This is a genomic window from Pseudomonas sp. MIL19 (assembly GCF_028680365.1).
Classification (GTDB): Bacteria; Pseudomonadota; Gammaproteobacteria; order Pseudomonadales; family Pseudomonadaceae; genus Aquipseudomonas; species Aquipseudomonas spirodelae.
Genome location: NZ_JAPPVG010000007.1, coordinates 23,653 through 38,433 on the forward strand (window position 1 = coordinate 23,653; position 14,781 = coordinate 38,433).

Annotated in this window: 14 protein-coding genes; 7 read left to right on the forward strand and 7 right to left on the reverse strand. The window is 60.9% G+C overall.

The annotated features are described in order from the left end of the window. Window positions 1–8: 8 nt before the first annotated feature. The 3 genes from N1078_RS06840 to N1078_RS06850 form a co-directional block, all read right to left on the reverse strand. Window positions 9–215 (reverse strand): DUF1656 domain-containing protein, encoded by a 207-nt coding sequence (locus N1078_RS06840; RefSeq protein WP_274087459.1) that lies wholly within the window; start codon window positions 213–215, stop codon window positions 9–11. Beyond that, complete coding sequence (locus tag N1078_RS06845) at window positions 202–2,190, reverse strand: FUSC family protein (protein ID WP_443218094.1); 1,989 nt, start codon at window positions 2,188–2,190, stop codon at window positions 202–204. Before N1078_RS06845 ends, N1078_RS06840 begins: the two co-directional genes overlap by 14 nt. 280 nt (window positions 2,191–2,470) lie before the next feature. Then, window positions 2,471–3,316 carry an ATPase gene (locus N1078_RS06850; RefSeq protein ID WP_274087460.1) on the reverse strand — a complete coding sequence of 282 codons (846 nt, stop codon included), beginning with the start codon at window positions 3,314–3,316 and terminating at the stop codon, window positions 2,471–2,473. Window positions 3,317–3,564: 248 nt separating this feature from the next. Between N1078_RS06850 and N1078_RS06855 the strand changes: the two genes are divergently transcribed. Beyond that, window positions 3,565–3,876, forward strand: coding sequence for a hypothetical protein (locus tag N1078_RS06855; RefSeq protein ID WP_274087461.1), 312 nt, complete (start codon window positions 3,565–3,567; stop codon window positions 3,874–3,876). Between the two features lies 1 nt (window position 3,877). On the opposite strand, the gene N1078_RS06860 is transcribed toward N1078_RS06855, so the two are convergent. Beyond that, window positions 3,878–4,870, reverse strand: coding sequence for an NAD-dependent epimerase/dehydratase family protein (locus N1078_RS06860; RefSeq protein WP_274087462.1), 993 nt, complete (start codon window positions 4,868–4,870; stop codon window positions 3,878–3,880). A gap of 168 nt (window positions 4,871–5,038) precedes the next feature. Between N1078_RS06860 and N1078_RS06865 the strand changes: the two genes are divergently transcribed. Then, window positions 5,039–6,094, forward strand: a complete 1,056-nt coding sequence (locus tag N1078_RS06865) for a saccharopine dehydrogenase family protein (RefSeq protein WP_274087463.1) — start codon at window positions 5,039–5,041, stop codon at window positions 6,092–6,094. Window positions 6,095–6,130: 36 nt separating this feature from the next. On the opposite strand, the gene N1078_RS06870 is transcribed toward N1078_RS06865, so the two are convergent. Beyond that, a complete protein-coding gene (locus tag N1078_RS06870) occupies window positions 6,131–7,027 on the reverse strand; it encodes a LysR family transcriptional regulator ArgP (RefSeq protein WP_274087464.1) in 897 nt (298 codons plus the stop codon). 98 nt (window positions 7,028–7,125) lie between these two features. Here N1078_RS06870 and N1078_RS06875 point away from each other — a divergent pair, with 98 nt between their 5' ends. The 4 genes from N1078_RS06875 (at window position 7,126) to N1078_RS06890 (ending at window position 11,447) form a co-directional block, all read left to right on the forward strand. Continuing rightward, window positions 7,126–7,527 carry an ACT domain-containing protein gene (locus N1078_RS06875; RefSeq protein ID WP_274087465.1) on the forward strand — a complete coding sequence of 134 codons (402 nt, stop codon included), beginning with the start codon at window positions 7,126–7,128 and terminating at the stop codon, window positions 7,525–7,527. 5 nt (window positions 7,528–7,532) lie between these two features. Beyond that, entirely contained in the window at window positions 7,533–8,159 is a 627-nt protein-coding gene (locus tag N1078_RS06880; protein WP_274087466.1) for a LysE/ArgO family amino acid transporter, read from the forward strand. Between the two features lie 172 nt (window positions 8,160–8,331). Continuing rightward, window positions 8,332–8,913 carry a superoxide dismutase gene (locus N1078_RS06885; protein ID WP_274087467.1) on the forward strand — a complete coding sequence of 194 codons (582 nt, stop codon included), beginning with the start codon at window positions 8,332–8,334 and terminating at the stop codon, window positions 8,911–8,913. A gap of 470 nt (window positions 8,914–9,383) precedes the next feature. After that, a complete protein-coding gene (locus N1078_RS06890) occupies window positions 9,384–11,447 on the forward strand; it encodes a putative bifunctional diguanylate cyclase/phosphodiesterase (RefSeq protein WP_274087468.1) in 2,064 nt (687 codons plus the stop codon). 61 nt (window positions 11,448–11,508) lie between these two features. Here the strand turns inward: N1078_RS06890 and N1078_RS06895 are convergent, their stop codons facing one another. Next, window positions 11,509–12,405 (reverse strand): GIDE domain-containing protein, encoded by an 897-nt coding sequence (locus N1078_RS06895; protein ID WP_274087469.1) that lies wholly within the window; start codon window positions 12,403–12,405, stop codon window positions 11,509–11,511. Window positions 12,406–12,408: 3 nt separating this feature from the next. Further along, entirely contained in the window at window positions 12,409–12,981 is a 573-nt protein-coding gene (locus tag N1078_RS06900) for a LemA family protein (RefSeq protein ID WP_274087470.1), read from the reverse strand. Between the two features lie 202 nt (window positions 12,982–13,183). Here N1078_RS06900 and N1078_RS06905 point away from each other — a divergent pair, with 202 nt between their 5' ends. Next, the gene (locus N1078_RS06905; RefSeq protein ID WP_274087471.1) at window positions 13,184–14,506 is read left to right on the forward strand and encodes an imelysin family protein; all 1,323 of its coding nucleotides are present in this window, start codon (window positions 13,184–13,186) and stop codon (window positions 14,504–14,506) included. Window positions 14,507–14,781 lie beyond the last annotated feature (275 nt).

Consider the following 14,781-nt stretch of genomic DNA (forward strand, 5'->3'; position numbering starts at 1 on the left):
CCAACTCCTTACCAGGTGGCCAGCGTGGCGACTAACGCCGCCAGCACGCACACATAGAGGGCACAGTCGAACAACGCTTCGTGCCAGATCCAGCGCGCCAGGCCCGCGCGCTGTAAGCCCAGGCGCAATAGCCCGGTCAACAGCAACGCCAGCAGCGCATATAACAGCATTGGGCTGAGCAACACGCCGCCCACGGCCCATTCACGCAATTCCATCCGGCTCTCCTTGGCGCAGGCACCAGTGGCGCCAGCTGTGGGTCAATTGCAACAGTGCAGCCTCGGCCAGGCGCAGTTCGATGGCTGGCGGCTGCGCGTGCAGGGCTTGCACCAGCGTCTCGACAGGCGCTTGCAAAGCATCCGCACGCTCGGCCGCAGGCCCGCGACGTAGCAGGTCGCGCACCTCATTGAAGAAGCGCTGCTCGGCCGCGCGGGGCCGATTGCTAGCCGCCCCCAGGCACGCACGCAGGTGCAGCAGTTCATCACCCAGATCGAGGCTGTCGACACCATCGTCCCAGCGACTGCGGGCGGCCTCTGGCAGCTGCGGGTAATGCCGGGCCAGTTGCAACAAGCGGTCGGCCATGCGCCCACCGAACCAGTTCTCCGCACCCTCCAGCGCTCGCGTGCACAGCCGCGCCAGGTCATCCAGGGTCGCCCGCAATAAACGCCGGCCATGCCAGCACGGGTCGCGCAGGGTAATCAGGCGAAACGCCAGAATCGCGCAGCCAACACCGACGAGCATGGCCAGTGCCTCGTTGAGAAAGAACGCGACGTCATAAATCATGGTGTTGCTCGGCGCACAGAGCACGATGAAGTGCAAACAAAAGGAGGTTGCCGTGCCGGCCAGCGCCGGTCGCGCCATACCCAGCAGGCCGAAAAACAGTGGCACGCCGAGGACCAAGCCAAGCATGGCAAAGCTACTCAGTTGCGGCAGCAGCAGTTGGCCGACAATAAAGGCCACCGGCAACGCATAGAAAATACCGCGCAGGAAGGACATGCCGATCAGGTCGGCGTTCTCGCGGCTGGCAAACAGGCTGCACACCACCGACGCCAATAGCAGCGCACCACTGGCGGCGGGCCAGCCGGTCGCCAGCCAGAAGGCCGACAGCACCAGCAGCGCCAGGCAACTGCGCAGGCCATACACCGCCGCCGTCTGCAGATCGCGGTGCCAGGACAGTGCTGGCGAAGCATCGGCTGGAGCATCGCCCGACTCCACCGCCAGCAACGCCTGCTGCGCGCGCATCAGCTGACGCACCAACACCCCCAGGCGGGCCAAGCAATAGTGGCGGGGCGAGGTCATGCTGCCCTCATCAGATGCTGCACGCAGGCTGTCGTAGAGCGCTTGCTGCGGCTGCACTTCAGGGTTGGCCAGCAGCGCCTGAACCTGTTCCAGCCATGGCGCCAGTGCATGCGCATCCTGCGGCGCCAGTTGTTGCCACTGGCGCGCCACCCCACGGGCCAGCCGCAACAGCCCGAGCAACTCCCGGCTCAAGACCTGCAAGGCGCGCGCGCGCTGACGGCCGCTGCGGCCCTCGAACCAGGCATGTTCACGCTGGGCGTCCACCGCTACGATACGCCCGAGGGTTTCCAGCAGGCCCTGCCGTCCAGCCTCACGCCCCTGCAACGCGGCCGCCGCCACATGGCTAACGCCCAGCAAAGCCGCCCGCGCCTGCAGCACCAGCTGGTGTTCCACACGCTGCGGCCAGAGCACCGCGCTGACCACCATTGAACAGAGAATACCTAGGCAGATCTCGGTGCAGCGCGCCACCGCTTCATCGAACACCAGCAAGGGTTTGTCGACAATCGGCAGGCAGATAATCGCCACCGTGTAGCCGGCCAGCACGAAGGAGTAAGCCCACGCGCTGCGCAGCAAGGTAGACGCCGCCGTGCAGAGCCCCAGCCATAACGCCATGGTCAGCAGAAACAACCACGGGGCTTGAGCAAACGCGCCCATGAACACCACCGCCATGACCGTGCCCACCAGGGTACCCAGTAGCCGCGCCAAGCCTTTTTGCACGACCATGCCGGCCAGCGGCTGGGCCACGATGAAGGCCGTCATCAGCGCCCACTGTGGCTGATCTAACCCGAAACGCAGGGCACACCAAAGCGCCAGCCCGCCACTGAGCAAGGTTTTGCCCGCAAACTGCAAAGCGGCATTACTGGGCATCAGAAAAGCGGAAACAGCGTCGCGCACAGCGGCTACCTGAATGATTCACTAAACAAAAAGTAGCTGGCCATAACGGGAGCAGCTAAACATTCTCAGCTAATTATTAGCTGACTAACATTTTATATCCAGAATACCCTATCCATCTGTCGTCTTTGCTGAGCGCTACTGACGAGCCGTCAAACCCTGCGCGGCCAAGATGGAAAAACCCGCCGATTGGCGGGTCCATAACTGAAGGCGAGCGGTTAATCGCCCACTACTAGGTGCCACGGCAACAGACGCCCCGCGCACAGCCGAATCGCAAAGCGCCTCAGCGGGCGTCGATCTGCTGTTGTAGGTTCTGCACCTGGGCCTGCAGGGTGTTGATATTGCGGGTCATCTGCGCGCGGAAGGCGTCAAACTCGGCCGTGCTGTTACCGGCGGAACGGGTTTCCAGATCACCTTTAACCACCAGCAGATCCTGCTCCAGACGAGCGATGGCCTGGTTCGGGTTGCCGAGCTTCTTCAATGCCGCTACATCTGCGCTCATCCCGGCCACCTTCTCATCGAGTTTGGCTTGAGCCGCCAAGGCGCTCTTCAGGCTGGCCTGTTCTTTTGTCAGCGCTGCTTGCTCGCTACTGAGTTTGTTGAGTGTGGCTTCCAGCTTTGCGCCACCCCCTTCCTGGCTCTTCAGTTGCACGGCCAGCTGCTCAAGGCGTTTGCTTTGCTCGCTCTGCTGGCTGCTCGCACCCTGCTGGCGCTTGCCCAACTCCGCCAATTGGCTTTCCAGCTGTTTAACGCGCAGCTTCAGCGCTTCGCTGCCGCTGGTCACCGAAGACTCAGTGGCCACCACCTTGCCGGAAATATCCTGAATCCGCCCCGCCGCTTCCTCGCTGATCCGTGCGAAGCTCTCCTGGGTGGCTACCAGTTGCTGCTCCATCAAGCTGATCTGCTGAAAGCTCCACCAGCCGAGCCCGCCCAGGGCAATCATCAACGCGCCAACCAGCGCCCACAACGGGCCCGTGCTGGCCGGCTTGATCGGTGCAGCCGTGGCAGCACGGCCATAGCCATTGCCGCGCGGGGGCTCTGGGTGATCGGTCGCATACTCATCGTGATCGCGCTGTTCTGCCCGCAGGCTGGGCACGTGATCGAGTTCGTCGTGGGCATCGTTACGCATGGGTCAACCTTCAAGAAAGCGCGGGGGTCACAAATGCGGCGCAGTATAACGGTTCGCGCGCAACGCTTCAGTGTCGCGCCAAGTCGGGGCGAAACGCACTGACCAAGGGCACGGCACAGGTCATCGACACGCTGCAACCCGCGCAGTTCCGCAGACGCAGGGCTGGTATGCGCTTTGCAGTCACAGACTGGCGACATCGGCGCAACATCAGGGCATGCAGTCCGGCGGCAATAACGGGGGAAAGGTTCATGGAGCTAAACAGAGAAGTATTGGACTGTATGAAGAGCCTGCGCCGTCGGCTGCGAGAAGAGCTGGCGCTGGACATTCGCCTGAGCCAGCCAGACGCGATCAACAGCATGCTCAGCGCCTGTCTCACCTCAAGCAACGAGGAAACCCGCCGGCTGGGGCAGCTGCTCGCCCAGTACAGCGACCGCCCTTTCGCGCCGGCCGGCGCCGCCCCGCGCATGCAGGCCGGGCATCCGCTGCTGGTGGAAGAGCAGGCACCTCGGCCGACCAGTGACTCGGTGCGCATGTACCGCGGCCAACGCGTCTACGCCTGAGTCAGCGCGGGTGCTGCGCCTGCCACCCGGCGCAGAATTCATCCAACGCACTCCACAAACTGACCTTGGGGTCGTACCCCAGGTACTGCTGCGCGCGGCTGATATCCAGGGAGAAATCCTTAGCCATCACAGCCACGCCCAAGCGAAATAGCGTCGGCTCCGGACGGCCCGGCAAGAGCGTGCACAGCCCTTCATTCAACGTTGCGGCGCCGTAAGCCAGACCATAGGGCAGATGGCGTGTGACAGTTGGAAGGTCGAGTTTGCGCAACACATAATTGACCACATCCCACAGCGGCACTGGCGCGCCATTGCTGATGTTGTACACCTGCCCCAGTGCCGGCCCCGCGGCCAGCAGGCAACTCATCAAGGCCTCGTTAAGGTTGTGCACGCTGGTGAAGTCGACCTTATTCAAACCGTTGCCGATGATCGACAAGCGGCCCTTGCGCTGCATATTGATCAAGCGCGGGAAAATGCTGGTGTCGCCTGCGCCGGTGACAAACCGCGGACGCAGCGCCAGCACTTCCAGGCCAAATTCCTGGGCCGCGAACACGTGCTGCTCGGCGAGAAACTTGGTCTTGCCGTAATGATCGGAAAAACGCTTGGGCAGTTGCTCTTCCTTCAAACCGACATGTGCCTGGCCGTCGAAGTACACCGAGGGTGAAGACAGGTGCACCAGCCGCCGTACCTTCTGCTTCAGGCAGGCATCCACCACGTTTTCAGTAACACTGACATTAGCCTGATAAAAGTGCTCGTAACGCCCCCACACCCCGACAGCGCCAGCACAGTGCACCACCGCATCGATGCCCCGGCACAGCTGCTGCACCAGCGCCGGATCGGACAAGTCACCTTGGATAAACTCCGCACCACGTGCACACAGGTACTCAACGCCCTCGGCGCGGCGGCCGTTGACCCGCACATCCATGCCCTGCTCCAGAGCATGGCGGGCAAAACGCCCACCAATAAAACCGCTGGCCCCGGTTACCAGAATCTTCATTGCCGCCCCCCGCTGAACATACTCGATGCGCCACTTTAGCAGCGCCCAGTAGCGCTCGCCGTGGCATTGCAGGCCAGATCAACGACTGCGCCTACCCTCTAATAGCCCAGCAGCCAACGCGCTAGCAGCTAAGCTGTGCCCCACACCGTATGACAAAGGAGCAACTGAATGGCCACGCACTGGATGATCTACGGCGCAAACGGTTACACCGGCCACTTGATCGCCGCCGAAGCCAAGCGCCAGGGTCTCACACCGATTCTGGCAGGGCGCAACCCGGCGGCGGTGCATGCCCTTGGCAGCCTGCTGGGCCTGGAATGCCGGATTTTCGATATTCACCAGCCGGACCGCGCCAAGGAGGCCCTGGCCGATATTGCGGTGGTCGCCCATTGCGCCGGGCCGTTTTCTGCCACCAGTGCGCCGATGCTCGATGCCTGCCTGGCCAGCGCCACCCACTATGTCGATATTACGGGCGAGATCAGCGTGTTTGAGGCGGCGTATCGGCGTGATCAACAGGCGCGCGAACTGGGTGTGGTGGTATGCCCCGGCGTAGGCTTCGATGTAATCCCCAGTGATTGCCTGGCCGCCTGCCTGCATCAGGCGCTGCCCGATGCCACCCACCTGGCGCTGGGTTTCGACTCGGGCAGCGGGCTGTCGCCAGGCACCGCCAAAACCTCGGTGGAAGGCCTCAAGCTGGGCGGAAAAGTGCGCCGTGCAGGTGTCATCACCGATGTGCCGCTGGGCTATAAACGCCGCGCCATCAACTTTGGTCGCGGTGAAAAAACCGCGGTGACGATTCCCTGGGGCGATGTCTCCACCGCCTACCACTCCACGGGCATCGACAATATCGAGGTGTACCTGCCGACGCCGACAGCCGCGGCGATTGTCATGCGTCTGATCGACCCGCTGCGCCCTCTGCTGGGTCTGGATGCCGTGCAGAACTGGCTTAAGCGGCTGATTGAAAAACGCGTCAGTGGCCCCGATGAAGCCACCCGCGTACGCCAGCGTACCTGGCTCTGGGGCGAGGCGCGCAATGCCGCCGGCGTGGTGAAAACCGCTCGCTTGGAAACCGCCAACGGCTATGACGTGACCGTGCACGGAGCCCTGCTGGCGGTACGGCACCTGCTTGATTACAACGGCCCTGGCGGCTACTTCACCCCGTCGAAACTCCTCGGCGCACGCTGTGTGGAGCAATTGCCTGGCTCAAAAGCCATCCGCTTCGACTAAACCAATACCCGCTGCGCCACGGTTGGTGCTAGCGATTTAGCGCTTCGCGGCCACCAAACCGGCGACCGCATGGCGCTGCAAATGCTGGGTCAATGCGCTCAGCAGTTCGCCGCCGCTGCGCCAGTGATGCCAATACAGCGGCACATCCAGTGGCCGCTCAGGCAGTAACTCGCATAACCGGCCCGCCGCCAGCTCCCCCTGCACCTGCAGCTCAGGCATCAAGCCCCAGCCCAAACCGGCTTCGGCCAGCCGCACGAAGCCTTCGGACGACGGACACAGGTGATAAACAAATCCGCCTTCTACGCCCAGCGCCGACAGGTAGCGGTGCTGCAAGAGATCATCCGGGCCAAAGACAATCGCCGGCGCCTGCGCCAACTCCGTGGCTGTTACGCCGTGGGGAAAATGCCGCGCAATAAACCCGGGGCTGGCCAAGGCACGGTAACGCATGCTGCCCAGCAACAGTGCCCGTGCACCGGCCACCGGCCGTTCGCTGCCACACACACAGGCCGCCACCTCACCGGCCCGCATACGCTTGAGGCCAACATCCTGATCTTCCACCACCAGCTCCAGCAGCAAGCCCTGCTCCGTACAAAAACTGCCCACGGCCTGCGCCCACCAGGTGGCCAGGCTGTCTGCATTTAAGGCGATGCGTAGCCGCTCGGGTGGCCCGCCTTCATCCAGCCCAGGCACCTGCGCTTGGATATCACGTTCTAACAGTCGCACCTGCTGCACATGGTTAAGCAACCGCCGACCGATTTCCGTTGGTACCGGAGGCAGCGCCCGCACCAGCACCGGCTGCCCCACGCGCGCCTCCAGCAGCTTGATGCGCTGGGACACCGCCGACTGCGACAAACCCAGCACCTGAGCGGCGCGTTCGAAGCCGGCCTGCTCCACAACAGCCGCCAGAGCGGCGAGTAATTTGTAGTCGAGCAAATCAGTTTCCCTAATGAGTAATCACCAATATTTGTTTCTCTTATACATCCACGCGCAACAGACTCGCCACATTACCCACCACAATCAGAGCACTCTCCATGGCCGGCGAAACCTCACTGACAACCTTGCTACGCAGCATGACGCCCTTGCTGAATGAGGGTGCCTACGTCTTTTGCAGCCTACCTGACGCCACTCAACTGCAAGGTGTGCAGCCGCTGGGCAGCTTCCAGGAACGCGAAGGCCTAACCGTGATTGTGCAGCGCCAGCAGGCCGAACAGCTGCAGCTTGAAATCGATTATGTGGCGGCCTGGCTGACTCTCAACGTTCACTCAGCGTTAGCGGCAGTCGGTTTGACGGCGGCCGTGGCCGGCGCGCTGGCGGACGCAGGGATCAGCTGCAATGTGATCGCCGGCTATTACCACGACCACCTGTTTGTCGCCCATGCCGACGGCCCGCGTACCCTCGGCGTGCTGCAGCAACTGGCCAACGGCGCGGAGTAATCAGCATGTGGCAAAGCTATAGCAACGGCCTGCTGATCGCCGCCGGACTGATCATTGCACTGGGCGCTCAAAACGCCTTCGTCCTGGCGCAAAGCCTGCGCCGCGAACATCACTTACCCGTAGCCATGCTGTGCGTGGTGTGCGATGCCCTGCTGGTAACAGCAGGCGTGTTCGGTTTGGCGGCCGTGCTGGCACAGAACCCGATCTTGCTGGGCGGCGCCCGCTGGGGCGGTGCGGCGTTTCTGCTTTGGTACGGCGCCCAGGCCCTGCTGCGCGCCGCACGCCCGCAAGCGCTCAATCACGCTGACGAGACGGGCCCACGCTCACGTCGCGCGGTACTGCTGGCGGCACTGGCCGTCACCCTGCTCAACCCGCACGTTTATCTGGATACCGTGTTGCTGATCGGCTCGCTCGGCGCCCAGCAAACAGTGCCAGGGGCTTACGCCATGGGTGCAGCCAGCGCCTCATTTATATGGTTCACCGTCTTGGCACTGGGCGCCGCCTGGTTGGCCCCTTGGCTTGCACGCCCAAGCACCTGGCGCGTTATCGACCTGGGCGTGGCATTGATGATGTTCAGCATCGCCTGGCAGCTGCTACGCGACACAGCATTGGCTGAAACAGCTCTAAAATAAGCCCCTGCGTACTGCGCCAAGTTGGTTTCCCACACAGTTGTCGCGTGTTTAAGGCGCGGGGCCAGTGCTATGATCTTTGGCTTGCGGCGCAAAGAGATAACTCACGCCGCTCAAATGGCCGCCCGTGATCGGCCTCGCGCACACCGCACCTGACCTGATTAGGAGATAAACCATGGCTTTCGAATTGCCGCCGCTGCCTTACGCTCATGACGCCCTGCAGCCGCACATTTCCAAGGAAACCTTGGAATTCCACCACGACAAGCACCACAACACCTACGTCGTGAACCTGAACAACCTAGTACCTGGCACCGAGTTCGAAGGCAAAACCCTGGAAGAGATCGTCAAGACCTCCTCGGGTGGCATCTTCAACAACGCCGCCCAAGTGTGGAACCACACCTTCTACTGGAACTGCCTGGCACCCAACGCCGGCGGTCAACCGACAGGCGCTCTGGCTGACGCAATCAACGCAGCCTTCGGTTCCTTCGACAAGTTCAAAGAAGAGTTCAGCAAAGTTTCCATCGGCACCTTCGGCTCCGGCTGGGGCTGGCTGGTGAAGAAAGCTGACGGTTCCCTGGCGCTGGCCAGCACCATCGGCGCTGGCTGCCCGCTGACCAGCGGCGACACCCCGCTGCTGACCTGCGATGTCTGGGAACACGCTTACTACATCGACTACCGCAACGTACGTCCGAAGTACGTTGAAGCGTTCTGGAACTTGGTTAACTGGGACTTCGTCGCGAAAAACTTCGCGGCTTAAGCCTTGCGTTAGCTCACAACAAACCCGGCCAAGTGCCGGGTTTGTTGTTTATACGCATCTGGTTCTGACAACTGGCACGGCTATCCGCCAGGCAACTCAACCGACCACTCCCTAGGGTAGCCAACAACACTGAACCAACAAAGTGCGCGTCGCCCGCAAGCCTCCATAGCACCAGCGAATACTGCACCAAAGGTATTGTGGATAATCAGCTTAAGGCTGGTATACATTTCCAATCAGCACGGGCATTGCAATCAAAATGGCCAATCGTAAAAAAGCGCCCAACGGCGCTCAAGCCATACATAGCTCGCACCGATACACTGCAAACGACACCTAGATACGCCAGAATTCGCGCCATCGCAGCGCAACAGAATGTGTACGACACATGTGAGTAATGGCCCTTTGACTGCAAGCACGACTTTGCCAATACTCAGTGCGTCTGATGCCCACGGCTTCGAACAAGGAATCGCCACTTGAAGCTGGAACTCAAAAACAGTTTGTCACTTAAATTACTCCGCGTAGTGCTGCTCTCAGCGCTCATCGTCGGGGTTGTGTTGAGTTTCGCCCAAATCGTTTTCGACGCGTACAAAACACGCCAGGCCGTCGACAACGAGGCGCACCGAATCCTTGGTATGTTCCGTGACCCTTCTACCCAGGCGGTCTATAGCCTGGATCGGGAAATGGGCATGCAGGTAATTGAGGGTCTATTCCAGCATGAGTCCGTGCGCATGGCCTCCATCGGCCACCCAAACGAGCCGATGCTGGCAGAGAAATCCCGCGACCAGGTTGCCAGCCCCACGCGCTGGCTGACCGACCAGATTCTCGGCAAAGAACAGAGCTTCACCACTAAATTAGTCGGCCGTGGCCCTTACAGTGAGTACTACGGCGACCTCAGCATCACCCTCGACACAGCCCCCTACGGAGAGAGCTTCGTCACCAACTCGGTGGTCATCTTTATTTCCGGCGTGCTGCGCGCCATGGCCATGGGCCTGGTGCTGTATTTGGTCTACCACTGGTTGCTGACCAAACCACTGTCAAAGATCATCGAGCACCTAACCAACATCAACCCGGACCGCCCCAGCGAGCACAAGCTACCGATGCTCAAGGGCAACGAGAAAAACGAGCTGGGGTTATGGATCAACACCGCCAATCAGCTACTGTCCTCCATCGAGCGCAATACCAACCTGCGCCGTGAAGCGGAAAACAGCCTGCTGCGCATGGCTCAATACGACTTTCTCACGGGCTTGCCGAACCGCCTGCAACTGCAACAGCAACTCGACAAGATTCTCGAAGACGCAGGCCGCCTAAACCGGCGCGTGGCCGTACTGTGCGTTGGCCTGGATGACTTCAAAGGGATCAATGAGCAGTTCAGTTATCAGACTGGCGACCAGTTGCTGCTGGCCCTGTCAGACCGCCTGCGCAGCCACAGCGGTCGCCTCGGCGCTCTGGCCCGCCTCGGCGGCGACCAGTTTGCGCTGGTGCAGGCCGATATCGAGCAACCTTACGAGGCCGCCGAGCTGGCGCAAAGCGTACTCGACGACCTCGACAACCCATTTATGCTCGACCAACAGCAAGTGCGCCTGCGCGCTACCATCGGCATAACCCTGTTCCCGGAAGACGGCGACAGCACCGAGAAGCTGCTGCAGAAAGCCGAACAAACCATGACCCTGGCCAAGAGCCGCTCACGCAACCGTTACCAGTTCTACATCGCCAGTGTCGACAGTGAAATGCGCCGCCGCCGGGAGCTGGAAAAAGACCTGCGCGATGCCCTGGCCTTAAATCAATTGCACCTCGTTTATCAGCCACAGGTGGATTACCGCGACCACCGCGTGGTCGGCGTCGAGGCACTTCTGCGCTGGCAACATCCGCAACACGGCTTGGTTCCGCCAGATCTGTTTATTCCATTGGCCGAACAGAACGGCACCATCATCCCGATTGGCGAATGGATCCTCGACCAAACCTGCCGCCAACTGCGTGAATGGCACGATCAGGGCTTTAATGAGCTGCGCATGGCGGTCAATCTATCGACCGTACAATTGCACCACGCCGAGTTGCCGCGGGTGGTCAATAACCTGATGCAGGTCTATCGCCTGCCGCTGCGTAGCCTAGAGCTGGAAGTCACCGAAACCGGCCTGATGGAAGACATCAATACCGCGGCCCAGCACCTGCTTAGCCTGCGCCGCTCCGGTGCGCTGATTGCGATTGATGACTTCGGTACTGGCTACTCTTCGCTGAGCTATCTGAAAAGTCTGCCGCTGGACAAGATCAAGATCGACAAGAGCTTCGTCCAGGATCTGCTGGAAGACGAAGACGATGCGACCATCGTACGCGCCATTATTCAGCTGGGTAAAAGCCTCGGCATGCAGGTGATCGCCGAAGGGGTGGAAACCATCGAGCAGGAGGCCTACATCATCGCCCAGGGTTGCAACGAGGGTCAGGGCTACCTGTACAGCAAGCCACTTCCAGCCCGCGAACTGACGGCCTACCTGAAGCAGGCCAGACGCCTGAACAGCGCCGCCAACCCCGCAACGCTTTAATGCCAAACACCGATTAAAAAGCCCGCCAATCGGCGGGCTTTTGCTTATACAACGCATTCGCTTAAAAGCTATTGATCCCCAGTAGCCAGGCAGCGCCCAGCGCACCGGCCACACACAGCACCACACCGCCTGCCGCTTGCCAGTAGAGCTGACGCACCAGCTCATCCTCACCGGCGCAGGACAGAATAAACGGCTGAGTTTCGCGCGGTTTGGCCAAGTGATGCTGCACCGGCTGAGCACTTTGCCGACGATGACGGTCTTCGGCTTCCAGGCTCGCGGCGAGCTGCACCCGCTGCCACTCCCGCTCATCCAGCTGACCATTACCGTCGCTGTCGAAGCGCTGCAGCAGGCCGCCAAAGTCCCCCTTCCACTCACGAATCACAGCACCTTGTGCGGCTGTCAGATCCAGCCCCTGACGCCCGCCTCCGCTGCTGCGAAAGTCGCCGATGGCATACAGCGGTTGGCCGGCATGCAAGCGTTCCTCGGTATAGCGGTAGCGCTCGCCATCGCTAAATAGCGCCCGCCACCCGGTTTTCGCGGTGCCCAGCGGGTGGCGCAAGCTGCCTTTCCAGACATCACGCGTCTGCGGCCGTACCTGTGCGCCACGCGGGTCAATCAAACAACTGCCGGTGCTGTCGTCAAGTTGCAGCAAGGCTTCGCTGCTGGCGCTTTCGAGGGTACGCCAGCTACGTTTCTTGCCGCTTGAGGTGTATTCCTCGATTTTGTAACGCCACCACAGACAAGGGGTATGGGTCAGCGGCCCAAGCAGCGGCGCCTCGGCGCGGTCATGCAGCACGCCGTAGAACTCGACATAGCCCTGGGCGGCCGAGCGAATCTTCGAGGTTGGTGTGTCGAGCAGGTGCCGCGCCTGCGCAAAACGCTGCAAAAACAACCAGGCACCGCCTGCGCTCACCGCCACGCTGCAGGCCAGCCCAATCAATTGCCCGGGGTTATCCACGGTTTAACCAAACAGCGATTTGAGGTCGACATCAGCCTTTTCCGACTCGCTAAATTGCAACAGCACGGCTTCCTTAAAGGCAAATGCGCGCGCAATCAGCACATCGGGAAATTGCTCGATGCGCACGTTGTTCAAATTGACCGCTTCGTTATAAAGCTCGCGCCGGTCGGCAATGCCGTTTTCTAGGCCACTGATGCGCTGTTGCAAGTGCTGGAAACTTTCATTGGCTTTCAGCTCCGGGTAGTTCTCGGCCAGCGCAAACAGCTGACCAAGCCCGGCACGCAAACCCGTTTCGGCCTTGCCCAGCGCCTGCATGTCACCTTTTGCCTGAGCATTAGAAACCGCCTGACGTGCGGCAATGACGGCCTCCAGCGTGCCGCGCTCGTGCTGCATGTACTGTTTGCAGGTTTCCACCAGCTTGGGCAGTTCTTCGTGACGCTGCTTGAGCATCACCTCGATATTCGACCACGCCTTGCTCACGCCGTGCTTTAAACGCACCAGCGCGTTGTAGAGCACCACGGCGTAGGCCGCGAGCAGAATCAGTAGCACAACAATGACGACACTGGTCAGGCTCATGCGTTACTCCGAGCGGTTATCAAAAAACAATTATGTCGAGCATTTTAGCCCTATCAAATGGCCCTATCGCAGACCTTGCACACAGCTATTAGTGAAAAAACACCAACGACCCTTTGCGCAAAATGAAAATCTTTCGCATTATGGTTAAGTTTTTGCGCCTACTTGCACGGGCACTTCACTCTTACTTGCAAAGGATTCCGCCATGCTCCGTATGCCCCTGGCCTCAGCCAGCCTGCTTGCCATCGCCATTTCACTCGCAGGTTGCGGTGAAGACAAAGCCCCCGCCACCCCTGCTGCCAGCAGCACCAGCGCACCGGCAGTGGTCGCCAGCCAAGTCGACGAAGCCGCCAGCAAAGCTGTCGTCAGTCACTATGCGGACCTAGCCCTGGCCGTTTTCAGCGACGCGGCCAGCACCGGTAAGGCACTGCAAAGCGCAATTGATGCACTGCTCGCCAACCCGAACGACGACACCCTGAACGCCGCCCGTGAAGCCTGGTTGGCAGCCCGCACGCCGTATATGCAAAGTGAAGTGTTCCGTTTCGGCAACGCCGTAGTCGACGACTGGGAAGGCCAGATGAATGCCTGGCCGCTGGATGAAGGGCTGATCGACTACGTCGCCACGGACTACCAGCACGCCTTGGGCAACCCGGGTGCCAGCGCCAACATCATCGCCAACACTGAAATCCAGGTCGGTGAAGACACACTCAATGTCAGCACCATCACGCCAGAACTGCTGGCCAGTCTGAATGAACTGGGCGGTTCCGAGGCCAACGTTGCCACCGGCTACCACGCCATCGAATTCCTGCTCTGGGGCCAAGACCTCAATGGCACCAACCCAGGCGCCGGCGAGCGACCTGCAACCGACTTCGTGGTAGGCGAAGGCGCTACCGGTGGCAATACCGAACGCCGCCGTGCCTTTATCAAAGCAGCCAGCGATCTGCTGGTCAGCGACCTCGACGCGATGGTTATGCAATGGCAAGCCGGTAACGCCGACAACTACCGCGCCGAACTACAAGCCGACACCGCCGAGAACGGCCTGCGCAAGATGCTCTTCGGCATGGGCAGCCTGTCGCTCGGCGAATTGGCCGGCGAGCGCATGAAGGTCGCGCTGGAAGCTAACTCCACTGAAGACGAGCACGATTGCTTCAGCGACAACACCCACAACTCGCACTTCTACAACGCTAAAGGGATCCGTAACGTTTACCTGGGCGAGTACAAGAAAGTTGACGGCAGCACCCTGAGCGGCCCGAGTTTGTCGTCGCTGGTGGCCAAGGCTGACGCCGCCGCCGACAACACGCTGAAAGCGGACCTAGCAGCCACCGAAGGTAAACTGCAGGCCCTGGTCGACAGCGCCAACAACGGTCAGCACTTCGACCAGCTAATCGCGGCTGACAACACCGAAGGCCAGCAGATCGTTCGTGACGCCATTGCTGCCCTGGTCAAGCAAACCGGCGCCATCGAGCAGGCAGCCGGCAAGCTGGGGATCAGTGATCTGAATCCGGACACCGCCGACCACAGCTTCTAAGCGCGCAGGACTTGCCGCGCGTTTAGATGCTGCGTTGAAACAGCCTCTTTCGCGCTGGCTCACAACGTCCGAAAAGCGATAGCGCATAGAAAGCCGCGACGCCTTAACTGGAGTCGCGGTTTTTTTGTGGCCTACCATCCCTGGCGGCCACCCCTTCGGGGCCGCCTCTACGCAACATCAAAAATCGCTCCCGGCGACTCTTTGCGGCCTGCCCTACCTGACTGGGCTGTCGCTACATAACACCAGCAATCGCGCCTAGCGTTTTACGGCCTGCG